This is a genomic window from Microbacterium sp. AK009, assembly GCF_013410955.1.
In the GTDB taxonomy this organism is placed as follows: domain Bacteria; phylum Actinomycetota; class Actinomycetes; order Actinomycetales; family Microbacteriaceae; genus Microbacterium.
In genome coordinates this window covers 65,925-89,845 of record NZ_JACCCG010000007.1, presented here as the reverse complement: position 1 = coordinate 89,845, position 23,921 = coordinate 65,925, and the positions used below count along the sequence as shown (strand labels likewise).

General features: G+C 70.0%; 21 protein-coding genes. 6 read left to right on the top strand and 15 right to left on the bottom strand.

Annotated features, from left to right (window positions below; translation table 11 throughout):
- Window positions 1–56: 56 nt before the first annotated feature.
- The 3 genes from HDC37_RS16045 to HDC37_RS16035 are packed head-to-tail and all read right to left on the bottom strand — an operon-like array spanning window position 57 to window position 3,545.
- Entirely contained in the window at window positions 57–1,415 is a 1,359-nt protein-coding gene (locus tag HDC37_RS16045; RefSeq protein WP_179561410.1) for an aldehyde dehydrogenase, read from the bottom strand.
- Window positions 1,412–2,209, bottom strand: coding sequence for a gamma-glutamyl-gamma-aminobutyrate hydrolase family protein (locus HDC37_RS16040; protein ID WP_179561409.1), 798 nt, complete (start codon window positions 2,207–2,209; stop codon window positions 1,412–1,414). The genes HDC37_RS16045 and HDC37_RS16040 overlap by 4 nt, the downstream gene beginning before the upstream one ends.
- Window positions 2,190–3,545, bottom strand: a complete 1,356-nt coding sequence (locus HDC37_RS16035; RefSeq protein ID WP_179561408.1) for a glutamine synthetase family protein — start codon at window positions 3,543–3,545, stop codon at window positions 2,190–2,192. The genes HDC37_RS16040 and HDC37_RS16035 overlap by 20 nt, the downstream gene beginning before the upstream one ends.
- A gap of 186 nt (window positions 3,546–3,731) precedes the next feature.
- Between HDC37_RS16035 and HDC37_RS16030 the strand changes: the two genes are divergently transcribed.
- Both HDC37_RS16030 and radA read left to right on the top strand, forming a co-directional pair.
- The gene (locus HDC37_RS16030; protein ID WP_179561407.1) at window positions 3,732–5,276 is read left to right on the top strand and encodes an amino acid permease; all 1,545 of its coding nucleotides are present in this window, start codon (window positions 3,732–3,734) and stop codon (window positions 5,274–5,276) included.
- Between the two features lie 97 nt (window positions 5,277–5,373).
- On the top strand, window positions 5,374–6,735 hold the full coding sequence (radA, locus tag HDC37_RS16025; RefSeq protein ID WP_179561406.1) for a DNA repair protein RadA: 1,362 nt from the start codon (window positions 5,374–5,376) through the stop codon (window positions 6,733–6,735).
- 396 nt (window positions 6,736–7,131) lie between these two features.
- Here the strand turns inward: radA and HDC37_RS16020 are convergent, their stop codons facing one another.
- From HDC37_RS16020 to HDC37_RS15980, 9 genes are all read right to left on the bottom strand, one after another.
- Window positions 7,132–7,539: a dehydrogenase gene (locus tag HDC37_RS16020; RefSeq protein ID WP_179561405.1), complete on the bottom strand. Its 408-nt coding sequence runs from the start codon at window positions 7,537–7,539 to the stop codon at window positions 7,132–7,134.
- Between the two features lie 672 nt (window positions 7,540–8,211).
- Window positions 8,212–8,937: a hypothetical protein gene (locus tag HDC37_RS16015; RefSeq protein WP_179561404.1), complete on the bottom strand. Its 726-nt coding sequence runs from the start codon at window positions 8,935–8,937 to the stop codon at window positions 8,212–8,214.
- A 114-nt stretch (window positions 8,938–9,051) separates the two neighbouring features.
- Window positions 9,052–9,330: a GlsB/YeaQ/YmgE family stress response membrane protein gene (locus tag HDC37_RS16010; RefSeq protein ID WP_179561403.1), complete on the bottom strand. Its 279-nt coding sequence runs from the start codon at window positions 9,328–9,330 to the stop codon at window positions 9,052–9,054.
- A gap of 140 nt (window positions 9,331–9,470) precedes the next feature.
- A complete protein-coding gene (locus HDC37_RS16005) occupies window positions 9,471–9,974 on the bottom strand; it encodes an amino-acid N-acetyltransferase (RefSeq protein WP_179561402.1) in 504 nt (167 codons plus the stop codon).
- 89 nt (window positions 9,975–10,063) lie between these two features.
- The gene (locus tag HDC37_RS16000; protein WP_179561401.1) at window positions 10,064–12,589 is read right to left on the bottom strand and encodes an ATP-dependent Clp protease ATP-binding subunit; all 2,526 of its coding nucleotides are present in this window, start codon (window positions 12,587–12,589) and stop codon (window positions 10,064–10,066) included.
- Between the two features lie 127 nt (window positions 12,590–12,716).
- Complete coding sequence (locus HDC37_RS15995) at window positions 12,717–13,658, bottom strand: endonuclease domain-containing protein (RefSeq protein WP_179561400.1); 942 nt, start codon at window positions 13,656–13,658, stop codon at window positions 12,717–12,719.
- A gap of 495 nt (window positions 13,659–14,153) precedes the next feature.
- Complete coding sequence (locus HDC37_RS15990) at window positions 14,154–14,900, bottom strand: hypothetical protein (RefSeq protein WP_179561399.1); 747 nt, start codon at window positions 14,898–14,900, stop codon at window positions 14,154–14,156.
- A gap of 51 nt (window positions 14,901–14,951) precedes the next feature.
- Complete coding sequence (cls, locus tag HDC37_RS15985; RefSeq protein ID WP_179561398.1) at window positions 14,952–16,418, bottom strand: cardiolipin synthase; 1,467 nt, start codon at window positions 16,416–16,418, stop codon at window positions 14,952–14,954.
- Between the two features lie 52 nt (window positions 16,419–16,470).
- On the bottom strand, window positions 16,471–16,680 hold the full coding sequence (locus HDC37_RS15980) for a hypothetical protein (protein ID WP_179561397.1): 210 nt from the start codon (window positions 16,678–16,680) through the stop codon (window positions 16,471–16,473).
- A 155-nt stretch (window positions 16,681–16,835) separates the two neighbouring features.
- Here HDC37_RS15980 and HDC37_RS15975 point away from each other — a divergent pair, with 155 nt between their 5' ends.
- Window positions 16,836–17,990, top strand: a complete 1,155-nt coding sequence (locus HDC37_RS15975; protein WP_179561396.1) for a DUF4192 family protein — start codon at window positions 16,836–16,838, stop codon at window positions 17,988–17,990.
- A 4-nt stretch (window positions 17,991–17,994) separates the two neighbouring features.
- On the opposite strand, the gene lysS is transcribed toward HDC37_RS15975, so the two are convergent.
- From lysS to HDC37_RS15960, 3 genes are all read right to left on the bottom strand, one after another.
- Window positions 17,995–19,533: a lysine--tRNA ligase gene (lysS, locus tag HDC37_RS15970; protein ID WP_179561395.1), complete on the bottom strand. Its 1,539-nt coding sequence runs from the start codon at window positions 19,531–19,533 to the stop codon at window positions 17,995–17,997.
- Between the two features lie 118 nt (window positions 19,534–19,651).
- Window positions 19,652–20,497 carry a pantoate--beta-alanine ligase gene (panC, locus tag HDC37_RS15965; RefSeq protein ID WP_179561394.1) on the bottom strand — a complete coding sequence of 282 codons (846 nt, stop codon included), beginning with the start codon at window positions 20,495–20,497 and terminating at the stop codon, window positions 19,652–19,654.
- 113 nt (window positions 20,498–20,610) lie between these two features.
- Complete coding sequence (locus tag HDC37_RS15960; protein ID WP_179561393.1) at window positions 20,611–21,513, bottom strand: alpha/beta fold hydrolase; 903 nt, start codon at window positions 21,511–21,513, stop codon at window positions 20,611–20,613.
- An 81-nt stretch (window positions 21,514–21,594) separates the two neighbouring features.
- On the opposite strand from HDC37_RS15960, the gene HDC37_RS15955 reads away from it, so the two are divergent.
- The 3 genes from HDC37_RS15955 to HDC37_RS15945 all read left to right on the top strand — a co-directional run bounded on the left by HDC37_RS15955 (window position 21,595) and on the right by HDC37_RS15945 (window position 23,876).
- Complete coding sequence (locus tag HDC37_RS15955) at window positions 21,595–22,098, top strand: CGNR zinc finger domain-containing protein (RefSeq protein ID WP_218869913.1); 504 nt, start codon at window positions 21,595–21,597, stop codon at window positions 22,096–22,098.
- A 22-nt stretch (window positions 22,099–22,120) separates the two neighbouring features.
- Window positions 22,121–23,425, top strand: coding sequence for an RNA polymerase sigma factor (locus tag HDC37_RS15950; RefSeq protein WP_179561392.1), 1,305 nt, complete (start codon window positions 22,121–22,123; stop codon window positions 23,423–23,425).
- 94 nt (window positions 23,426–23,519) lie between these two features.
- Entirely contained in the window at window positions 23,520–23,876 is a 357-nt protein-coding gene (locus HDC37_RS15945; RefSeq protein ID WP_179561391.1) for a YciI family protein, read from the top strand.
- Window positions 23,877–23,921: the final 45 nt, after the last annotated feature.

Sequence of the window (23,921 nt, the reverse complement as noted above, 5' to 3'; positions counted from 1 at the left end):
TCTCGTTGGTTCGCGGTTCCTGAGCCTGTCGAAGGGCGCTCAACGACCCGTGCGGGTCAATCGGTGGCGAAGAAGACGTTCTTGGTCTCGGTGAAGTGCTCGGCGGCGTCGGGTCCGAGCTCGCGCCCGAGGCCGGAGGCCTTCATACCCCCGAACGGGGTGGCGTAGCGCACCGAGGAGTGCGAGTTGACCGACAGCACGCCGCTCTTCACCCCGCGGGCGACGCGCACGGCGCGGCCGAGGTTCTCGGTCCACAGCGATCCGGCCAGGCCGTAGATGGTGTCGTTGGCGAGGCGGATGGCGTCGGCCTCGTCGTCGAAGGGCAGCACCGCCACGACGGGTCCGAAGACCTCGTCCTGCGCGATCCGGTCACCGGGGGATGCCAGTACGACCGTGGGCGCGAACCAGAACCCGTCACCGCCGGGCGCCGCTCCGCGGAAGGCGACGTCGGCGTCGTCGAGGAAGCCGGCGACGGTGTCACGGTGGGAGGCGGAGATGAGCGGACCCATGTCGGTGTCGGGCGACGCCGGGTCGCCGACCCGCCACGCCTGGACGGCCGGTTCGAGCAGCTCGAGGAACCGGTCGTAGACCGAGCGCTCGACGAGGAGGCGGCTGCGGGCGCAGCAGTCCTGCCCGGCGTTGTCGAACACCGAGCCGGGAGCGCTCGCGGCGGCGCGCTCGAGGTCGGCGTCGGCGAAGACGATGTTCGCCGACTTGCCGCCGAGCTCCAACGTCACGGGCTTCAGCATGCGGGCACAGCCCGCCGCGACATCCGTCCCCACTTCGGTGGACCCCGTGAAGACGACCTTCCGCACATCGGGGTGGCTGACGAAGCGCTGCCCGACGACCGAGCCCGAGCCGGTGACGACCTGGAAGAGCCCGGCGGGCAGGCCCGCCTCGAGGGCGAGCTCGCCGAGCCGAACGGCGGTGAGCGGTGTCAGCTCGGCGGGCTTCAGCACCACGGCGTTGCCGGCGGCGAGCGCCGGCACGAACCCCCACGAGGCGATCGTCATCGGGAAGTTCCACGGCACGATGATCCCCACGACCCCATACGGCTCGTGGAAGGTGACATCCAGGCCCCCGGCGACGGGGATCTGCTGACCGATGAGGCGCTCGGGCGCGGCCGCGTAGTAGTTCAGCACCTGCGCGACGTGCGACGCCTCCCACCTCGCCGACCCGATCGGGTGGCCCGAGTTCTCCACCTCGAGGGCGGCGAGTTCGTCGACGTGCGCCTCGACCACGCGCGCGAACGCGCGGAGCGCATCGGCGCGGGCGACGGGGGCCAGTGCCGCCCAGGCCCGCTGCGCGGCGACGGCGCCCGCGATGGCGGCATCGACCTCGGCGAGCCCCGCCCGCGGGATCTCGCGGAACGCGCGCCCGGTCGCCGGATTGACGAGGGTGATCGTGTCGCTCACGCGGACACCTCCTGGTGCGGGTCGAGGTCGCGCGAGCGCGCGCGGTAGCCGGCGGCCTCACGCACGAGCCCGGCGAACAGCCGTCGGTCATCGAGGTTCTGTTCGGGATGCCACTGCACGCCGAGGAGGTACCCGTCGCCGGTTCCCTCCACCGCGTAGACGAGCCCATCGTCGGTGCGCGCGATCACGGCGAGCCCGCCGCCGAGGCGGTCGATGCCCTGGTGATGGTAGCTGTGCACCTCCTGCGTGCCCGCCCCGACGAGCTCGGCGAGGCGCGAGCCCGCCTCCACCTCGGTCGGGTTCGTCGCGAAGACTCCGCCGCCCAGGCGGTACTTCTCCGTTCCGAGCACGTCGGGGAGGTGCTGATGCAGAGTGCCGCCGCGCGCGACGTTCACCACCTGCATCCCGCGACAGATCGCCAGCACCGGCATCCGCCTCTCCTCCGCACCCGCCAACAGGGCCAGCTCCCACGCGTCGCGGTCGGCGCGGGCGGGGTCGGTGAGCGGATGCCGGGGCGCACCGTACAGCTCGGGCTGCACGTCGACGCCACCGGTGAGGATGAGCCCGTCGAGCCCGTCGAGGACCGCGGGCGCGGCGTCGTCGGGTGCGGGTTGCGGCGGGAGGAGCACCGCGATGCCACCCGAGGCGGTCACGGCGTCGAAGTAGACCTCGGGAAGGAAGGCGGCGCGCACGTCCCACACGCCCTGCGCAGCCTGCTCGAGGTAGGTCGTGAGGCCGATGACGGGTCGCCGGGTGCGGGCGCCGCCGCGTTCGTCAGAGCCGCTCGAAACCACGCACCCGCTCCCAGTCGGTCACCGCGGCGTCGTAGGCCTCGACCTCGATGCGCGCCTGATTGAGGTAGTGCTCGACGACCTCGTCGCCGAACGCCGCGCGCGCGATCGCCGACTCGTCGAAGAGACGCGCGGCCTCGCGGAGCGTCGTCGGCAGATGATCGACGCCGGCGTCGTAGGCGTTGCCGCGCAGCGGCTCGGGCAGCGGCAGCTCGTGCTCGAGGCCGTGAAGGCCGCCGGCGATGATCGCGGAGATCGCCATGTACGGGTTGACGTCGCCGCCGGGCACCCGGTTCTCCACCCGGAGGGACGAGCCGTGCCCGACCACGCGCAGCGCGCAGGTGCGGTTGTCGACGCCCCAGGCGATGCCGGTCGGGGCGAAGCTCCCCTTCGCGAAGCGCTTGTAGGAGTTGATCGTGGGGGCGTAGAGCAGGGTGAACTCGCGGAGCGTGGCGAGGATGCCGGCGATCCACGACTGCATGAGCGGGCTGAAGCCGTGGGGACCGTCTCCGGCCATCACGGGCTCCCCCGACTCCGAGCGCACCGAGAGATGGATGTGGCAGCTGTTGCCCTCGCGCTCGTTGAACTTGGCCATGAAGGTGATCGCCTTGCCGTGCTGGTCGGCGATCTGCTTCGCGCCGGTCTTGTAGATGGTGTGCTGGTCGGCGGTCTCGAGCACCTCGGCGAAGCGGAACGCGATCTCCTGCTGCCCGAGGTTGCATTCGCCCTTGACGCCCTCGCAGTACATGCCCGCCCCGTCCATACCCAGACGGATGTCGCGCAGCAGCGGCTCCAGGCGAGTGGAGGCGAGGATGTCGTAATCGACGTTGTAGTCGGTGGAGGGCGCGAGGTCGCGATACCCCTTGGCCCACGCCGAGCGGTAGCTCTCGTCGAAGACCATGAACTCCAGCTCCGTGCCGCTGTAGCCGACGAGCCCGCGCTCGGCGAGGCGCGCACGCTGCGCCTGCAGGATCGCGCGGGGCGACTGCGCGACAGGGTCGCCGCTTTCCCATCCGAGGTCGGCCATGACGAGCGCGGTGCCCGGCTGCCAGGGGATGCGGCGCAGGGTTTCGACGTCGGGGAGCAGCATCATGTCGCCGTACCCGGTCTCCCAGCTGGCCATGGTGTAGCCGTCGACGGTGTTCATGTCGACGTCGACCGAGAGCAGGTAGTTGCAGGCCTCCGCACCGTGGTGCAGCACCTCCTCCTGGAACAGTCGCGCCGACACGCGCTTGCCGACCAGGCGCCCCTGGGCATCGGCGAACCCGACGATGACGGTGTCGATCTCGCCGGCCGCGATCGCGGCCGCCAACTCGGGCGGGGTCATGTTTCCCGGCATCCTTGCTCCTCACGGTGGTGCAGCACTCCCCCACCGTCAGGCGGCGCCGCTGCGGCCGATCGGTGAGGTCCGGTCGCGACCACTGTAACCGGGTCGGTCGAGATAAAGGTAGACACAGCCCACCATTAGGTCCACAATCATGCGCAAGGCGCAGACCCTCGCCGCACCCGAGCGCACGGAGGACGGATGTCACAGTCGAAGAGCGAGTCGCAGAAGGTCGCCGGAGCGACCTATACGCGAGCCGGACAGGAGTACTTCGAAAAACGCGGGCTGAAACGCGCCGCCGGGATCTGGGGCCTCTGGGGTCTCGCCGTCGCCGCGGTGATCTCCGGCGACTTCTCGGGCTGGAACTTCGGAATCGACTTCGCCGGCTTCGGCGGCATGCTGATCGCCTTCGCCGTTCTGGTGCTGATGTACTACGGGCTGATCTTCTCGATCGGGGAGATGGCGGCGGCGATGCCGCACACCGGTGGGGCGTACTCGTTCGCGCGTTCGGCGATGGGCCCCTGGGGGGGACTCGTCACGGGCCTCGCCGAGACGATCGAGTACGTCGCCACGACCGCGGTGATCGTGTACTTCTCGGCGTCCTACGCCGATGCGATCACGAGCGAGCTGCTCGGCCTGTCTCTGCCTGCCTGGGTGTGGTGGCTGGTGCTGTACGTGCTGTTCATCGCCCTGAACTCGGCGGGAGCGGCGATCTCGTTCCGCTTCGCCATCATCGTGTCGGTCATCTCCATCGGCATCATCCTCGTCTTCTCCCTCATGTCTGTCTTCTCGGGTGCGTTCCAGTGGGCGAACCTGTGGGACATCGCCCCCGACCCGGGCCAGACCGCGTTCCTGCCGCACGGTGTACTGCCGATCCTGTTCGCCCTCCCCTTCGCCATGTGGTTCTTCCTCGGCATCGAGGAGCTGCCGCTGGCGGCCGAGGAATCGCACAACCCGGTGCGCGACATCCCCAAAGCCGGTTTCTGGGCCCGGGGCACCCTCATCGTCACCGGGCTGCTGGTGCTCTTCCTCAACACCGGCGTCATCGGTGCCGAGGCGACGGGAGTCGCCGGTGAGCCGCTGCTCGACGGGTTCCGCGCCATCGTGGGCGATGAGGCGGCAGCCGTCCTCGCCCTCCTCGCCCTCGTCGGTCTTCTCGCGTCGCTGCAGGGGATCATGTTCGCCTACGGACGCAACATGTACTCCCTCTCCCGCGCCGGCTACTACCCGCGCTTCCTTTCCCTCACCGGCACGCGCAAGACCCCGTGGGTGGCGCTGACGGTCGGGGCGGCGATCGGTTTCGTGGCGCTGATGATCCTCGACACCCTCTCCGCCGTGAACGAAGGGGCCGGCGCCGTGGCCGGCGCGATCGTGCTGAACATCGCGGTGTGGGGCGCGGTGCTGGCGTACTTCCTGCAGATGGTGTCGTTCGTGCTGCTGCGGCGGAAGTTCCCGGACGTCGCCCGCCCCTACAAGAGCCCGTGGGGCGTACCGGGTGCGGTCCTGGCGGCGGTGATCGCGGCGATCGTCTTCGTCGGGTTCCTGCTGAACCCCACCTTCCTTCCGGCGATCATCGCGATCGTCATCGTGTACGTCGTCATCCTGCTCGGATTCGGGCTGTTCTTCCGTCACCGTCTCGTGCTTTCGCCCGAGGAGGAATACGCTTTGTCCGGGGGCCGCCACCGCGACCCTCAGGCAGAGGGATACGACGCCATGGAGTCCGAGGTCTTCGGCAAAGACGCCTGACCTTTCCCACCGGGGCGAGGTGCTGCGACTGGGGGGTTGCAGCGCCTCGCCGACGGTGAGCGGATCGGATGTCGGGCGCCCCGGCTAAGGTCGCAGCATGCCCCGTCGCACCGCCACCTCCGCTCCCTACCGGTGCACGGAATGCGGGTGGACGACGGCCCGCTGGGTCGGGCGTTGCGGCGAGTGCCAGCAGTGGGGCACGGTCGTCGAAGCTTCGGAGCAGACCGGCATCACCACGCAGATCACATCGGTTTCGCCGGGTGCGCAGCGCGCAGCCCGACCGATCACCGCGGTCGACACGCGGGACGCCCCGCGGCGGACGACGGGGGTCGGCGAGTTCGATCGCGTGCTCGGCGGGGGTCTCGTCCCCGGCGCGGCCATCCTCCTCTCCGGAGAGCCGGGGGTCGGCAAGTCGACGCTGCTGCTCGAGGTGGCGGTGCACACGGCACGCAGCGGCCAGCGCGTGCTGTACGCCAGCGCCGAGGAGTCGCTCGCCCAGGTGCGCCTCCGCGCGGAGCGCACGGGCGCTCTCCACGACGAGCTGTATCTGGCCAGCGAGACCGACCTGGCCACGATCCTCGGCCACATCGACGAGGTCGCTCCCGACCTGCTGATCGTCGACTCGGTGCAGACGGTGTCCTCCGCGCTGTCCGACGGCGCGGCCGGGCACCCGAGCCAGGTCCGCGAGGTCGCTTCCACCCTCATCCGGGTGGCCAAGGAGCGCGCCCTGCCGACGATCCTCGTCGGACACGTCACGAAAGACGGCACGATCGCGGGCCCGCGGATCCTCGAGCACCTCGTCGACGTCGTCTGCCAGTTCGAGGGCGACCGGCAGACATCCCTGCGGTTCGTGCGAGCGCTGAAGAACCGGTTCGGCCCGACAGACGAGGTCGGATGCTTCGACATGACCGGGGAGGGGATCGCCGAGGTCCCCGACCCGAGCGCCCTGTTCCTCGGCCACGGCGAGCCGGTGCCCGGCACGTGTGTGACGATCGCGCTCGAGGGCCGGCGGGCGATGCCTGTCGAGATCCAGGCGCTCACGATCCCCACGGCGTCGCCGAACGCCCGCCGCGTCGTCAGCGGCGTGGACGGCGCCCGGGTGGCGATGATCCTCGCCGTCATCGAGAAGCGGCTGAATCTCAAGGTCTCGGCCTGCGACGTCTACGTCTCGACCGTGGGCGGGGTGCGCCTGCTCGAGCCCGCGGCAGACCTCGCCATCGCGGTCGCAGTGGTCAACTCGATGCGCGACCGGGCCCTGGCGCGCGGGGTCGCGGCGATCGGCGAGCTCACCCTCGCCGGCGAAGTGCGGCCGGTCACGCAGGCCGCGCAGCGGCGCACCGAGGCGGGGCGCCTCGGCTACGCCACAGTCGTCGACGCGTCATCCGGTCATCTCGCCGCCGCGCTGCGCGATCTGGTGCCCCACGCGTCCGGGCGTCTGCGCGACATCCCCGAGTTCTGAGGCAGCGCGCGGGGCGCGCGTGCCGGCGTGCCCGCGTGTCCGCAAGGCGTCGCGCGCTTGCGTGTGTATCGCACACGCCGCCTCGGATCACCGTGCCGACCCATCCCAGCGGCACGCCGGAGGAGATCCGCACAAGGAAGGCCTCTCCGTCGCCCCCCCGAACCTCCCGTAGGTCGATCTCCTCCCGTGTGCCGCCGACACGCACCCCCACCGCCCGCACACGCCGCACTCGGATCACCGTGCCAACCCATCCCAGCGGCACACCGGAGGAGATCCGCACAGCGAAGGCCCCGCCGTCGCCCCCCGAACCTCCCGTACGTCGATCTCCTCCCGTGTGCCGCCGACATCGACGGGACGGCGCGGCGCGGCGCGATCAGGCGTCGAGCGCGGCGCGGGTCAGGCGTCGAGCGCGGCGATGAGGTCGTCGGGGGATGCCTGCATGGGGTGCGGACCGGCGATGTCGAAGAATACCGTTTTCACGGCCTCACGATGGCGCCCGAGGAAGGCGCGCAGCCAGGCCGGCGACTGCAGCGCCACGGTGGGCGGCAGACTCTCGGGCTTGTGAGCGGCGTCGCTGAACAGCAGCAGGGCGAGGTCCCCCGATTCGGGGTCGCGGTAGGTCCATACCTCGCCGGCGTCACGCGGGTCATCGCGCGCCCCGGCGCGCAGCAGCGGGACGACGGTGGGACCATGCCGCAGCGCGAACGCCACCGCGGCCATGTCCTGCGTCTGGAGGGCGTCGCTGAGCGCCGTGTTGCGGAAGTCCAGATCGGGCGCTCGTCGAGCGCGCTTCTTCCCCGCCATTCCCCCAGCCTACGGGAACGTCAATGGCCCTCCCGAGGATCCCCTGCGAGGAGAGGTTCGGCGGGAGGGCCATGCCCACCAGGGAACGTCTGGACGCTCGCTGGGGACGAACTCGCTGCTGGGGACAACGACGACCGCTCACCCGATGGACCCCTCCAGGATACGTGGCTGCATCGTGATTCCGCTGTCCCCCGAATGGGGGACACGCCGACGGCAATACGGCCCCGTAGGCGCCATCTTCCGCGCCTGCGGAAAAGAAGAAAATCTTGTCCCCCAAACGGTGGACAAGGTCGCTCAGCGCCCGTTAGTGTGATCTCGGCGATCGAGCGGGGCTGGGGCTATCACAAGCCGCTCGATCCGACTGGGGTAGCTGGGAGCCAAGGGGGCATGGGGGCCGACTGATCGTTCACAGCATGTGAGTCCCCTCGCATCGACTGCATCGATGCGAGGGGACCGCAATCCCGTCTGAAGCACGATGACCGATTGGGGATTCGGACGGGCCGGCTACTTGGGGGACGCCGGCCCGGTGCTGGGGACACCGTGCGTGCTCCTGAGTCCAGGGACCAGCCCACTCTAACCCGGCCGCGGCGCCCACACGCCGCGGCCGGGCTGGTATACCGCCCGATCAGGCGATATATCGCTTCTCATGCCCGCTTCGGAGCCGGTTGTCGCTCACTGAAGCAGGAACTGCGCGGTGTTGGTGGAGTTCATGCCACCGATCGACACGTACAGGTGGTACGACGCCCCTCCCGCCGGCGCGGCCTGGCGTTCGGTGGCACCGCAGGTCTCCACCGACGATCGCGTGCGATCCCAGGTGATCGGTGCGGCACTGGTGACGACCTGGCCCTCCTCGAGAAGCACCATCAGGTCGCTCGGCTCCGCCTGACAGTCGGTGGACTTCCACCAGGTGTCGTTGCCGCTCATCACCGTGAACACCTGACCGGTGGTCCCGACGTTCAGCGTGCACGCGTCGCCGTTGTTGGTGAGCCGGATGGACAGTTGCGGGTTCTCCCCCGCCGCGTACTCGGTCTTGTCGGTGACAGCCTCGACGAGCAGGTCTCCGGGCACGCACGGCTCTGCGGAACTCGTGACAGCGACGTCATCCGCGGTCTCTGCAGCCTCGGCGTCGGATGCGGCCCTATCACCGCTTGGCCCGGGCGTCGGCGTCGCAGCCGAACCGTCGGACTCCAGCGCAGGAAGATCGGTCGCGACGGGGTCGCCGGTCGGTGTCGGCGACGCGACGGGCGCAGGACTGTCGGCGGCGGAGCCGCGCCAGGGCGGCGCGACGACCAGCCACACCACGAGGGCGATGACGGCGAGGAGACCGAGAAGCACCACGAGGCGCCGCCGGCGATAGACCGCCGGGGAATGGCGCCGACGTGTGACGGTTTCGGTCATGCGACCAGGCTAGGTCGCGGTCCTCGCCGTCCTGGGATGGCACGCCCTGCACGCCCGGGAACGACAGCGCCGGCGCGCCACCGTGAGGTGGACGCGCCGGCGCGGAGGCGTCGGTCAGCGGGTGACGCTGCGGTTGCGCGTGACGAGGACGTAGATCCCCAGCACGATGATGGCGCCGATGATCGAGCCGATGATGCCGGCCGGCTGCAGGAAGCCGCCCATGGGGTCGGCGCCGAAGATCAGGAATCCGAGGAATCCGCCGACGAACGAGCCGACGATGCCGAGCACGATGGTCAGCAGGATGCCCATGCTCTGCTTGCCGGGGATGACGGCGCGAGCGATGAGACCGGCGATGAGGCCGATGACGATGAGGCCGAGGATGGTCCAGAGCATGATCTCTCCTTGTGGGTCAGGCCATGGGGCCGTGTGCGCGCTCCGGGTGAAACGCTCGACCTATCTGAGCAGACGCTGGATGATTCGCTCGAACCCTTGCTTCGCCGGCGGAGAAGGCGTATAAGGACGTCGGTGACAGATCAGAGATTCTTGAGCATGCGCGTGTTGCCGAGGGTGTTCGGTTTCACATGCGCGAGATCGAGGAATTCGGCGATGCCCTCATCGGGGCTGCGCACCAGCTGGGAGTAGACGTCGGGGTCGACGATCTGCTCTCCGATCTCGTCGAACCCCCGACTGCGGAAGAAGTCCACTTCGAAGGTCAGGCAGAACAGCCGCGTGAGCCCGAGGGTGCGCGCGTTCTCCTCCAGGTGGTTGACCAGAGCCCGGCCTACGCCGTGGTGAAGCCATTCGTCCGCGACGATGAGGGTGCGCACCTCACCGAGGTCTTCCCACATGACGTGCAGTGCGCCGCATCCGATCAGAACCCCGTCGGCACTCTCGGCGACGACGAACTGCTGGGTCGACTCGTACAGCACCACGAGGTCCTTGCCGAGCAGGATGCGCTTCTGTACATAGGGCTCCAGAAGAGTCTGGATGCCGCGGATGTCGGCGGTGCGCGCGGGGCGGACGGTGTAGTCGGACATCGGGTCCACGATACGCCCCGTTCCCGGCGGCGACAGACGAAGGGGCGGGTACCGGTTCCCCGGTACCCGCCCCTGTCGCTCCGACTGGCTCAGCCTCCCGCGACGATGTCGGGCGTCGCGGTGATCTCACCGGCGGCGCCGACCCCGACGGCGACCTTGTCGCCGCGCGGGCCGTGCTCGAAGACGAACTCGCCGTTCTCGGCGTCGACCTTCACGTGGTCGCCGGGCTCGAGCTCACCGTGCAGGATCTTCTCCGACAGGCGGTCCTCCACCTCGCGCTGCATGGCGCGGCGGAGGGGCCGGGCGCCGAGCGCCGGGTCGAAGCCGATCTCGATCAGCTTGTCCTTCGCGGCATCGGTCAGCTCCACCGTCATGTCGCGGTCGAGCAGACGCTCGCCGAGGCGCTTGGTGAACAGACCCACGATCTGACGGAGCTCGTCCTTGTTCAGCTGCGGGAAGACGATGATGTCGTCGACGCGGTTGAGGAACTCGGGCTTGAAGTTGCGCTTGAGCTCCTCGTTGACCTTGCCCTTCATCCGGTCGTAGGTCGTGCCCTGGTCGCCCTCCACCTGGAAGCCGACGGGGCCGCCCGCGATCGCCGACGACCCGAGGTTCGTCGTCATGATGATGACGGTGTTCTTGAAGTCGATGACGCGACCCTGACCGTCGGTCAGTCGGCCCTCTTCGAGGATCTGCAGGAGCGAGTTGAAGATGTCGGGGTGGGCCTTCTCGATCTCGTCGAAGAGCACCACGCTGAAGGGCTTCCGCCGCACCTTCTCGGTCAGCTGCCCGCCCTCTTCGAAGCCGACGAACCCGGGAGGGGCACCGAACAGCCGCGAGACGGTGTGCTTCTCACCGAACTCCGACATGTCGAGCGAGATCAGCGCCGACTCGTCGTCGAAGAGGAACTCGGCAAGCGCCTTGGCGAGCTCGGTCTTTCCCACACCGGTGGGACCGGCGAAGATGAACGAGCCTGAGGGGCGCTTGGGGTCTTTGAGGCCCGCACGCTGACGGCGGATCGTCTTCGACAGCGCGGCGATCGCCTCCTCCTGGCCGATGACCCGCTGGTGCAGGGCCTTCTCCATGAAGACCAGGCGGCTGGACTCCTCCTCGGTGAGCTTGAACACCGGGATGCCGGTGGCCTGGGCGAGCACCTCGGCGATCAGACCCTCGTCGACCACCGCGTGGCTGGCGACGTCACCCGAGCGCCACTGCTTCTCCAGGCGCAGGCGCTCGGCCAGCAGCGACTTCTCCTCGTCGCGCAGCGACGCGGCCTTCTCGAAGTCCTGCTCCTCGCTCGCGCGCTCCTTGTCCTCGCGGACCTTGGCGATCTTGTCGTCGAACTCACGGAGCTCGGGAGGGCTGGACAGGATCGACAGGCGCAGGCGGGCCCCCGCCTCATCGATCAGGTCGATCGCCTTGTCGGGGAGGAACCGGTCGGAGATGTAGCGGTCGGCGAGGTTCGCGGCCGCGACGATCGCGCCGTCGGTGATCTGCACCTTGTGGTGCGCCTCGTACCGGTCGCGCAGGCCCTTCAGGATGTTGATCGCGTGGGGGAGGCTGGGCTCGGCGACCTGAATCGGCTGGAAGCGACGCTCCAGCGCAGCATCCTTCTCGAAATGCTTGCGGTACTCGTCGAGTGTCGTGGCGCCGATCGTCTGCAGCTCACCGCGAGCGAGGAGCGGCTTCAGAATGGATGCCGCGTCGATGGCGCCCTCGGCAGCGCCCGCGCCGACCAGGGTGTGGATCTCGTCGATGAAGACGATGATGTCGCCGCGGGTGCGGATCTCCTTGGTGACCTTCTTCAGGCGCTCCTCGAAGTCGCCGCGGTAGCGGGACCCGGCTATGAGCGACCCGAGGTCGAGGGAGTAGAGCTGCTTGTCCTTCAGCGTCTCGGGCACGTCGCCCTTCACGATCGCCTGGGCGAGACCCTCGACGACGGCGGTCTTGCCGACGCCGGGCTCACCGATGAGGACCGGGTTGTTCTTGGAGCGGCGCGAGAGGATCTGCATGACCCGCTCGATCTCCTTCTCACGCCCGATGACGGGGTCGAGCTTGTTGTCGCGCGCGGCCTGGGTGAGGTTGCGGCCGAACTGGTCGAGCACCTGCGAGCCGCCCTGCGGACCGGAGCTCTGCTGCTCGCCGGCGCCGGTGGACACGCCCGCGGGCTCCTTGCCCTGGTAGCCCGAGAGCAGCTGGATCACCTGCTGGCGCACCTTGTTCAGGTCGGCGCCGAGCTTGACGAGCACCTGCGCGGCGACACCCTCGCCCTCGCGGATGAGGCCGAGGAGGATGTGCTCGGTGCCGATGTAGTTGTGGCCGAGCTGGAGGGCCTCGCGGAGGCTGAGCTCGAGAACTTTCTTCGCGCGCGGCGTGAACGGGATGTGGCCGGTGGGCTGCTGCTGCCCCTGGCCGATGATGTCCTGCACCTGCTCGCGCACGGCGTCCAGCGAGATGCCGAGGGACTCGAGCGCCTTCGCGGCAACGCCCTCACCCTCGTGGATCAGCCCCAGCAGGATGTGCTCGGTGCCGATGTAGTTGTGGTTGAGCATCTTCGCCTCTTCTTGGGCGAGCACAACCACACGACGGGCTCGGTCGGTGAATCTCTCGAACATCGTTCACTCTCCTCTACGACGCGTCGGGTCGATTGCTTCCACTGCGTCTAGATCGAGGGTAGCCAGCGGGCCCCGGCCCGATGCCCGTGTTCGCCGTGGGCATATAGCGTCGTGCGGAGGTGGCCGGTCACCGCGTCAGTGCGGCCCGCACACGCGCTGCGAGGGCGGCGTCGCCGTCCTCGAGGTGCGCCGCCGATACGCGGACCACGAACCAGCCCGCGGCGGCGAGCGCTTCGTACCGGGCGAGGTCGCGGGCCCACTGCTCGCGGGTGAACAGGTGGTGCTCGCCTTCGTACTCGATGGCCACGCGAGCCTCGGGGTACGCCAGGTCGACGCAGGCGATCACCCGGCCGGTGTGGTCGCGGACCTCATGGTTCAGGGCAGGTTCGGGGAGGCCCGCGTCGATCAGGAGCAGCCGGCACCGGGTTTCGCGCGGAGAAGCTGATCGGGTGCGGATGCGCGGCAGCGCCGCGCGGAGCGCCGCAGCGCCGACCCGGCGGGGCACCGCGGCGGCGGCGGTGAGGTGTTCGAGAGTCGCCAAGGGAGGCGTGTCGTCTCGGAACATGCGCTCGCGCACCGCCGCGTCGCCGACCGCGATGAGGTCGTACGGATCACGGAGCGTCGCACCGAGCGCCGCCCAGGTGCTGGCGGGCGAGGTGAGTCGTAGCCCGTGCCCGGGGTGCTCGACGATGTACGCCGACGCGGGGTGCACTTCGTGCCCGCGGATGCCGTGCCGCCGGGGGTGACGCGCCGGACCGAAGACGGCGACGTCGGGTCCGTTCCGGACGGCGGCTCGCAGGACGTGCGGGGGAATCGGGAGCCCCCAGAGAGCGGCAGCCGTGACGTGGCTGAAGAACTGGTTCGCGGCCATGACCGGTCGATACTCGAGAGCGGCGTTGACGACGGCTTCACTGGGGAGGTCCGATCGCGCCGGGATCGGGATGCTCCGAGCGCCCCAGAAGGGCGTGTCGAGGTCGCGGCCGCGAAGACGTTTCGGCGTGACACCCGCCTGCAGGGCGGCGCGCACGGAGAACGGCGTCTGCAGGGTCGGCGGGAGTTCATGCGGCATCCCGTCATCGTGTTCCACCGTGTTGCTCTTCCGGGTGCACCCGCGGGCTCCCGTGGACAACGGCTCGCGGCCCGGCCCCTGTGCAGGAGAGGAGCTCGCTCGCTTCCCCCGTCACGTTCTGCCCCAATTCCCGCCCGCGGGGGGCGAAACGTGACGGGGGAGCAGCGCATCGCCGCCCTCCCCCGACAACTTCCGCCCCGAAACAGCCTCGAGAGGGGCGAAACGTGATGGGAGAACGGAACAGCGCGGACGCGCGGAGCCCCGGGGACAGGCGCGCCGCACTCCCCCGACAACTTCCGCCCCGAAATGGCCTCGAGAAGGGCGAAACGTGACGGGGGAACAGAACAGCGCGAACACGCGGAGCACCGGGGTGCACGAACGCCACACTCCCCCGACAACTTCGGCCCCGAAACGCCCCCGAGAAGGGCGAAACGTGACGGGGGAACAGATTGGCGCCGGGCCGGGTGAGCAGACGCGCGACGCGCGGCGCGCGACTCAGGCGCGGCCGAGAACCGGGACCCGGACGTCGGCGAACTCGCCGCCCGACAGCACGGCCGTCACAGCCGCGTCGTCGTCGACGTCGCCGGTGACCATGACGACGGTGACCCGCGGCGCCATGTCGGCGGTGCACACCTGGTCGGCGACGGGCTCGGCGAAGCGCACCTGCACCTCGGCGCCGGCCGCTTCGGCGGACTCCAGCACCGGCGGGCAGGTCGAAGACCCCCAGCTGAGGACCAGCAACATGTCGTCATCGGCCCACCCCGCGCTGGGCGCGAACTCCTCGGGCACCGCGATTTCCCCCTCGAGGCCGTCGAGGTCTGTGTCGTCGGCGTAGGTGCCGGTGACGACGATCTCGAGCTCGCGGGTCGGGTCGACGCCTTCGGGCAGCCCCACGTACGATCCGCGCGGCACGAGGTCGCGCGTGCACGCCTCCCCTTCCGGGTCGCTGATGTCGACGGTGAGCACGCCGTCGGCGTACGTCGGCTCGCCGACCACCGGCAGACACGACGATGACCCGTACGTGACGAGTCCCACGCCGCGCCCGCCGTCGAGCCACGCCGCTTCGACGTCGTCCGTCCCCGCAGCGCCGCCCGACGACGCCCCGGGCGACGCCGACGCCGAGCCCGACTCCGTCGGCGCCGCAGACCCGCTCCCGGCCCCCGAGGGGGTTGCGCACCCGGCGAGCATCATCGCCCCCGCTCCGAGAACGGCGAGAGCGAGAAGAAGGCGAGGTCGCGTCATGCCCACATCATGCCGCGAACGGCGGCCCGCGTCATCCGTCTTCTGAAACGCCTACTGCAGAGCCGACGTCAGCCGCGCGATGTTGTCGAGCACGGTGGAGCGCAGCGGCTGCTTCAGCCACTCCTCGAGGGTGAGTTCGCGGGAGAGCGAGCGGTACTTGTCCTCGACGTCGCGCATCTCGCGCACGAACTCCTCGCCGCGCACGAGCATCGAGATCTCCATGTTCAGACCGAACGAGCGCATGTCCATGTTGCTCGACCCGATCACGGCGATCTCATCGTCGATGGTCATGCACTTGGAGTGCAGGATGTAGGGCTTGCGGTACATCCAGATCTTCACACCGGCGCGCAGCAGCGCCTCGTAATAGCTGCGCTGCGCGTGGTAGACCATCGCCTGATCGCCCTCCTCCGAGACGAACAGCTCGACCTCGAGTCCGCGCTGGCAGGCGGTCGTGATCGCCAGCAGCAGCGCCTCGTCGGGCACGAAGTAAGGGCTGACGATGATGATGCGGCGCTGGGCGTAGTAGAGCAGCGCGGCGAACAGGCGCAGGTTGTTCTCGGAGTCGAACCCGGGACCCGAGGGGACGATCTGACAGTCGAGGTCGCCGTGGCTGGACTCGACCTTGAACAGGTCGATCTCGTCGGTGAGGATCTCGTCGGTCTCGCTGTACCAGTCGCTGAGGAAGACGGCATTGATGGATGCCACGACGGGGCCGTGCAGCCGCACCATGAGGTCGACCCAGTGCAGCCCTCGCTTGATGTTCTTCCGCAGGTTGTAGGTGGAGTCGGTGACGTTCTGCGACCCCATGTACCCGACCTTGCCGTCGATGACGAGGAGCTTCCGGTGGTTGCGGAGGTCGGGGCGCTGGTACTTCCCCTTGAGCGGCTGTACCGGAAGCATGAGGCGCCAGTGGGCGCCCATGGCGTCCAGGCGCCGGAGCGTCTGCTTGTAGAACGGCTTCCCCCGGTTCGCCCAGTGATCCAGCAGCACCCGCACGACCACGCCGCGGGCGGCGACCTCCTCGAGGGCGGCGAAGAACTTCTCCGTCGAGGCGTCGGTCTGCAGGATGTAGAACTCCACGTGCACGTACCGCTCAGCCGCGCGGATGGCCTCGGCCATCTCGTCGAGGCTCTCCTGGTAGTCGGAGATGAGGTGGGCGTCGTTGTCGCCGGCGAGCGGCATCGCGCCCAAGGCCCGATTCATCGTCACCAGCGACTGGAACCACTGCGGGGCGTGCGGGCGCAGAGTGCCGAAGTCGAGGCCGGCGCTGGTGTCGCGGATGTACTGGTTGATGGCCTCCTGCTGACGCCGGCGCTTGCGCGGCAGCCGCGGATTGCCGATGAGGAGGAAGAGGAAGACCCCGATGAGGGGGATGAAGTAGATCGCGAGGAGCCACGCCATCGCGGCGGTGGGGCGCCGATTGCGCGGAACGTAGATGACCGCGAGGATGCGCACGACGATGTCGAAGACGAACACCAGGAGGAGCCACCAGGACGCATCCAGTGTGATCTCGATCACGACTCCCCCCGTTCCACCCGCCCGCCCCCTGCCAGCGTAGCGGGCCGGGGGTTCAGCGCCCGGCGGGGGCCGGGGGCGCGTCGGGTGCCGCCGACGCGGGGGGAAGTCCGCGCTTGGCGCGCTCCTGCGCCTCGATGCGCGTGTAGGCGCGCCGCTCGTTCCGGTCGGCATGCAGGATGCTGCGGAGGATCCAAAAGAACAGGGCGCTGACCACCACCGTGGGAAGGAGCGTCCACGCCGCTGCGATCCAGAAGCCGTCCATGGACTCCAGGATACGCGGGCACGCCCTGGGGGCGGCCCGGGAGAGAGCGGATGCGGCGGCGCAACCTCTCCTGCACAGCCGGCGGAGCGGGCGAGTTGACCACAGAGTGCGCCGACGAGCCCCCACGGCCGGACGCCGACGACGAAGGTCGGGGCATGACCACGATCGTGAAGGCCGCCAGCGCGGCAGAGTTCCTGTCCTTCGTCCCTCGCATGCTGGGCTACGTACCGACCAACAGCGCGGTGCTCATCCCGTTTCAGGGCACGCGCACCCTCGGCGCGATGCGCATCGACCTCCCCGCGGCCGCCGATACCGACGCTGCGGCGGCGACCTACGTCGGACTCGTATGCCGGATCGAGGCGGCCGATGCGCTCGCGGTGGTGGTGTTCACCGACGAGCGGTTCGACGGCGGCCTCGCTCCCGCGGCCGCGCTGGCCGAGGGCATCCGCGAGCGGGCCGACGCGAGCGGCCTGCGCGTGGTCGACCTGCTCTGCCGTGCCTCCGACGGCTGGGCGTCGTACCTCGACGCCGACACCCCGCCCGGCGGCCGGCCGTTGCCGGAGATCTTGGGCGCCGACGCGTCGCCCGCCGCGCTCGCCGACATCCCGTTCGCGGGGGGCGACCAGTGGACGGGCGCCGCTCTCCCCGCGGTCGACCTCGCCGAGAAGGAGAGGGTGGGTCACGCGCTGCAGGCGATCCGCGTCGCGATCGAGGGTTTCGGGTCGACCGCGGCCGGACCCAAGCGCATCGACCCGCGCGGGCTCGAAGCAGCGTGCCTGCTCGACGATCTCCCCGCCCTGTTCGAGGAGGCGCTGCAGTGGAACCCCGAGATGCTCGACCCGTTCGATGCGGCCCTGCTGCTGTGGTGCCTCGAGCGGCCGGCGACCCGGGATGTCGCACTGGTGCAGTGGTGCGACGACATCGACCGCGGCGACGAGGCGATGGCTGCGCAGCTGCGTTGGGAAGCAGGAGAGCCCTACCCCGCGGAGGTCGCCCAGCGCATGTGGGGTGAGGGTCCCCAGCCCTCGGCCGAGCGCCTGCGCGGCGCCCTCGAGGTCACCCGTCGCGTCGCCGCCGCGGCGCCGCGCGCCGCTCGCCCCGGGCCGCTCGCGGTCTGCGCGTGGCTGTCGTGGGCGCTCGGCCGATCGACCCACGCCGAGTGGTTCGTCCGGGAAGCCGCCGAGATCGACCCGACCCATGGCCTCACCGGGATCGTCCAGGCGATGGTGCGCAGCGGCCACCTGCCCGAGTGGGCGTTCGCCCGCACCGACGTGTGGCGCCCGGAGGATGCGATGGACGCCGCGGGGTGACCGGCTACTTCACCAGCGGGAAGAGGATCGTCTCGCGGATGCCGAGCCCGGTGATCGCCATGAGGAGCCGGTCGATCCCCATGCCCATGCCGCCCGTGGGGGGCATGCCGTGCTCGAGGGCGCGAAGGAACTCCTCGTCGATCCGCATGGCCTCGACGTCGCCGCGCGCGGCGAGCTTGGCCTGCTCGACGAATCGTTCCCGTTGGATGACCGGGTCGACGAGCTCGGAGTACCCCGTCGCCAGCTCGAAGCCGCGGACATACAGGTCCCACTTCTCCACCAAGCCCGGGATCGAGCGGTGCTCACGGACGAGCGGGCTGGTGTCGACGGGGAAGTCCATCACGAAGGTGGGGCGCGTGAGGCCCGGCTTGACGAAGTGCTCCCAGAGCTCTTCGACGAGCTTGCCGTGGGTGGCGTGCGGCGGTGCCTCCACGCCGACATCGGCGGCGAAGGCCAGCAGATCGTCGAGCGAGGTCTCGGGGGTGATCGCCCGGCCCGCGGCATCCGAAAGGGAGTCGTACATCGACAGCCGCTCCCACTGCCCGCCCAGGTCGTACACGGTGCCGTCGGCCCAGGTGACGGTGGTCGAGCCGGCGACCGCGACGGCGGCGTTCTGGATGAGCTCCTGGGTGAGATCGGCGATGCCGTGGTAGTCGGTGTAGGCCTGGTAGGCCTCGAGCATCGCGAACTCCGGGCTGTGGGTGGAGTCTGCGCCTTCGTTGCGGAAGTTGCGGTTGATCTCGAAGACCCTGTCGAGCCCACCCACCACCGCGCGCTTGAGGAACAGCTCTGGCGCGATGCGGAGGTACAGCTCGGTGTCGAAGGCGTTGGAATGAGTGACGAACGGGCGCGCCGATGCGCCACCGTGCTGCACCTGCAGCATCGGCGTCTCGACCTCGATGAAGTCGTGAGCGGTGAATGTCTGCCGGAGGCTCGCGTTCACCGCGGCGCGGGCGCGCACGGTCGCGCGGGCTTGATCGCGCACGATGAGGTCGAGGAAGCGGCTGCGCACCCGACCCTCTTCGCTCAGCTCGCCGTAGACGTTGGGGAGGGGCAGCACGGCCTTCGCGGCGATCGCCCACGAGGTGGCCATGATCGACAGCTCGCCGCGGCGGCTGGAGATGACCTCGCCCGAGACGAAGACGTGGTCGCCGAGGTCGACCAGTTCCTTCCACCGCTGCAGGGACTCCTCGCCCACGGCGGCGAGGGAGATCATGGCCTGGATGCGACTGCCGTCGCCCGACTGCAGGGTGGCGAAGCACAGCTTCCCCGTATTGCGGCTGAAGACGACCCGCCCCGCGACGCCCGCCGTCACCCCGGTCTCGGCGCCCGCCTCGAGGTCGCCGAACCGCGCGCGGAGCGCGGGGATCGTGTCGGTCACCGGCACCGCCACCGGGTAGGCGCCGCCGGCGGCATCCGTCCGCTCCGCGATGAGACGCTCGCGCTTGGCCAGGCGTACCGCCTTCTGCTCGAAGACTTCTTCCTCGCTGGGCTCGGAAGCGTCGGCGTCGTGAGCGGCGCCGGGCGCGGGCGAATCGATCATGGACAGGCTCCTCGGGGGTCGCCGTCAAGTGTATCGACGGGGCACCGGGACCCCGTCGGCGGGAGGCGGCACCCCGCACGCGATCACGCCGGCGGTTGCGCGGGCCTGATCGCGGCGGTCACTGCAGCGAGATCTCGGTGTTGTCGATGAAGCGGTGCCCCGCGACGGTCGCGGCGATCAGCGCGAGCGCCCGCCCGCGGTGGCCCTCGTCGACGGGGAGGAAGGTGGCCGGGTCGACCACCGTGAGGTACTCGAGGTTGATCCGCGGTTCGCCCATGAGCGCGGACTGGGCCGCGGCGATGCAGGCGTCGACCCCGCGGTCGGCATTGGAGGCCGCAGCGTCGAGGGCGACGGTCAGTTTGCCGGCCGCCTGGCGATCGCGGTCTTCGAGCAGGGACGCGCGGGTCGAGACGGGCAGCCCGTCATCGCCGCGCACGGTCTCGACCGTGGCGACGGCGACGTCGAAGAAGAGGTCGCGGATCATCCGCTCGACCAGGAAGATCCGCTGCCGGTCGCGGAGTCCGTAGACGGCGACGTCGGGCTCGACCAGGTGGAAGAGCTTCGCCTCGACGGTGAGGAGGCCGTCGAAGTAGTACGGGCGAAACCGGCCCTCGTACCGCAGCCCGAGGTCGCCGGCGCTGATCTTCGTCGTCGCCGTGCCGTTCGGCAGCAGGTCGGCGGTCTCGGGGGCGAACACCACATCGACGCCGAGCGACTCCAGCAGCAGACGGTCGGCGTCGGGGGTGCGTGGGTACGCCTCGAAGTCGGCCGTCGAGCCGAAGCGCAGCGGGTTGACGTAGGTCGACACCACCACGATCTCCGCCCGCTCCCGGGCTGTGTCGATGAGGTCGATGTGACCGTCGTGGAGGGAGCCGATCGTGGACACCAGCGCGACCGTCGCGTCCGGGGCGTCGCGGCGGGCCTCGGCCAGGCGGCGGCGCAGCGCCTCAGGGGTGCGGATCACCCGTCGATCGTATCGGCGGGGCGAGTCCGGTCGTTCCCGGCCGTCAGCCCTGGCATGCCTCGCGCGCGCCGCGGACCTGCCGCGGGCGCGCCGGCGGCCTGACGGCCGGGGACTCAGTGTCCGACGAGCGCCGGGCGCGGTTCCACAGCGGCCGATCCCTCCCCGGCCAGCCAGGAGGTGATGACGTCGACGACCTCGTCGAGGTGCGATTCGAGCAGGAAGTGGCCCCCGTCGATGAGCTCGACACGAACCGCGTCGGCGTCACGCGCGAACGCGCGGGCCCCGTCGGCGTGGAAGATCTCGTCGTTTTGCCCCCAGACCGCGAGGACGGGCACGCGAGACCGACGGATCCAGTCGTGTACCGCGGGATAGAGCTCTCGATTCGAGACGTAGTCGCGGAAGAGGGCGAGCTGCACGTCGTCCTGCCCCTCCCGGGCGAGGAGGGCGAGGTCGTGCTCCCAGGCATCGGGGTCGACGGTGGTGGGATCGGGGACGCCGTGGGTGTACTGCCATTCCACGGCCTCTCGACCGAGCGCGGGTCGGAGCGCATCCCGCGTCTGAACGGTCTTCTCGGCGGCGTCAGCCCAGATGGGATCCCAGAAGCTCGGGACGAAGCCGTCTTCGTAGGCGTTGCCGTTCTGGGAGATGACGCCGGTGACCGCGGCGGGGTCTGCCAGAGCCAGACGCCACCCGATCGGGGCGCCGTAGTCCTGGACGTAGATCGCGTACTGCGTCACGCCGATCGCCGACAGGAAGCGACCGGTCACCTCCGCGAGGGCGGCGAAGGTGTAGTCGAACTCGTTCACCGACGGCGCCGACGAGCGGCCGAACCCGATGTGGTCCGGGGCGACGACGCGGTAGCGCTCCGCCAGGGCGGGAATGAGATGGCGGAACATGTGGGAGCTCGTCGGGTACCCGTGCAGGAGGACGAGGGTGGGTGCATCAGCGGATCCGGCCTCGCGGTAGAAGACATCGAACCCATCGACGGACACGGTGCGGTGGTGGACGGCGACCATGACTAACCTTTCACTCTTGTTTTACTGGTTAGCCCCACGCTAACATGGTCGAGACGCGTCTGCGACGCGAGAAGGTGAGGGATGGTGCTCCGCGACGAAGAACTCCTGCTCGCCGTCCTGAACAGCGCTCCCGTCACCGACGGGGTGGCCGCCGACGCGCTCGACGAGAGCCGAGAAGGAGCCGCGCTGGTGCAGAGCTGGGGCGGATCGGGCTCTCCGAAGGAGCTCGCACGCCTTCAGCAGGTGCGGGCGGCTCTGCAGGCCGTCATCCGCGGCGAAGAGCCGGCCACCGACGACCTGGCGAGTGCACTCGCCTCCGCCACTCAGACGCCGCGCGTGACCCGCGACGGCGTGACCTGGGATCTGCGTGTTCCCGACGACGATCGGCTCGCCGTCGAGACGATCCTTGCGTGGTCGCGGGTGATCACGGATCTTCCCGGTCGCCTCCGCCCCTGCGCGAACGCGGAGTGCAACCTGTTCCTCGTCGATCACAGCCGACCGGGCACCGCGAAGTGGTGCTCGATGGCCACGTGCGGGAACAGGATGAAAGCGCGGGCGTACGCCCGTCGCGCGGCGGCGGGGTGAGGTGGCGCGCCGAGGAGGACACATGAGCGAGCACCTGCGGCCGCAGCATCCCGATGAGGGGGACGCAGCCGAGTCGGTCGATGTCGGCGGCGCGCTCGCCGAGGTCCACCGCGCAGAATGGGGGCGGATCGTCGCGGGTCTCGCCCGCCGGTTCGGCGACCTCGATCTCGCCGAGGAGGTCGCCGCCGACGCGTTCGCCGTCGCCGTCGAACGCTGGGCCGTCGACGGTGTACCCCCGAACCCGGGCGCCTGGATCACGACGACGGCGCATCGCAAGGCCATCGACCGCCTGCGGCGCGAGGCTCGGCGAGACGCCAAGCACCGGGAGGCCCTGATCCTCGCCGACGACTCCCCCGCCGATCCCGTCGGCGCCGTCGCCGACGATCGCCTGCGGCTGCTTTTCGTGTGCTGCCATCCTCTCCTCGGTCTCGAGACACGGGTGGCCCTGACCCTCCGTGTCGTCGCGGGGCTCAGCGTCGATCAGATCGCGCGCCTGTTCCTGGTGCCGCCGACGACCGTCGCGCAGCGCATCACGCGGGGGAAGGCGAAGATCGGCGCAGCGCGCGTGCCGTTCCGTGTTCCGGAGGAGGGCGACCTCCCCGGACGCGCCGCCGCCGTGGTCGCCGTGCTCTCGCTGATGTACACGCAGGGGTACGCCGCCACCGGCGACGCCCCCGACCGGCTGCGCCTCGACCTCCTCACCGAGGCGCTCCGGCTCGCACGCGAAGTGCACGCGCTGCTCCCGGACGACGGTGACGTCACCGGGCTCCTCGCCCTCCTCCTCGCCTCGATCGCACGGGCCCCCGCCAGGATCAGCGACGGCGGCGTGCTTCTGACCCTCGCCGAACAGGACCGCGGTGCATGGGACCGCGACCTGATCGCGGAGGCCGAGACGCTCCTGGGCGAGCGGATGCGACAGGCCCGCGCCACCGGCATCCGTCTCGGCCGTTTCGAGCTGCTTGCGGCCATCCATCTCGTCCATGCGCACGCCCCCGACGCGGGGAGCACCGATTGGTCGCGGATCGTCGCGCTCTACGAGATGCTCGCCCAGGTCGATCCGAGCCCGATGGTGGGCGTCAATCACGCCATCGCTGTCGCCGAAGCCGACTCGCCCGAGGCGGGCCTCGCCGTTCTCGAACGGCACGACGACGGCCTCGCCGGACACTACGCCTTCCACGCCGTCCGCGCCCACCTGCTCGCGTCGAGCGGCGCACCCATCGAGGCCCGCGACGCGTACGAACGCGCGATCTCCCTCGCGCCGACCCCCGCGATGGCGGAGCTCTTGACCGCGCGCCGCGACGGCGTCGATGCGACGACGCCCGGATGAATCATCCACCGGGTGTCGTATCGGACGCCTCACGATCGTCGCTTGTTCGAGAGGGGCCGTCCGGGCCCGGCATCACCACACGAAAGAGGAGCAGATGAGCAACAGGTACCTGGTCATCCACATGACCGACCCGACCGGCACCGACATCACGCGGGACGAAGACCAGCGCATGCTCGAGGGCTGGCTTGCTGAAGGCGAAAGGAAGGGGATGCTGCAGAGCGGCGCCCCGACGGCGCCGGCGCATCAGGCGAAGTCGGTGGTCGTCCGCGATGGGCGTGCCCTCATCACCGACGGGCCCTTCCCGGAGTTCACCGAGTGGTTCGCCGGATACGACGTGATCACGGCGGAGTCGATCGACGACGTCGCCGGGCTCATGGCCAAGCATCCGACCGCGATCGCCGGACGGGTGTACGTGCTGCCGCTGGTGAAGCTCCCCTGGGACGAGGACTGAGGATCTCCGCGGTGCCCGGGAATGCTCGGGCGCCGCGGAGCGCTT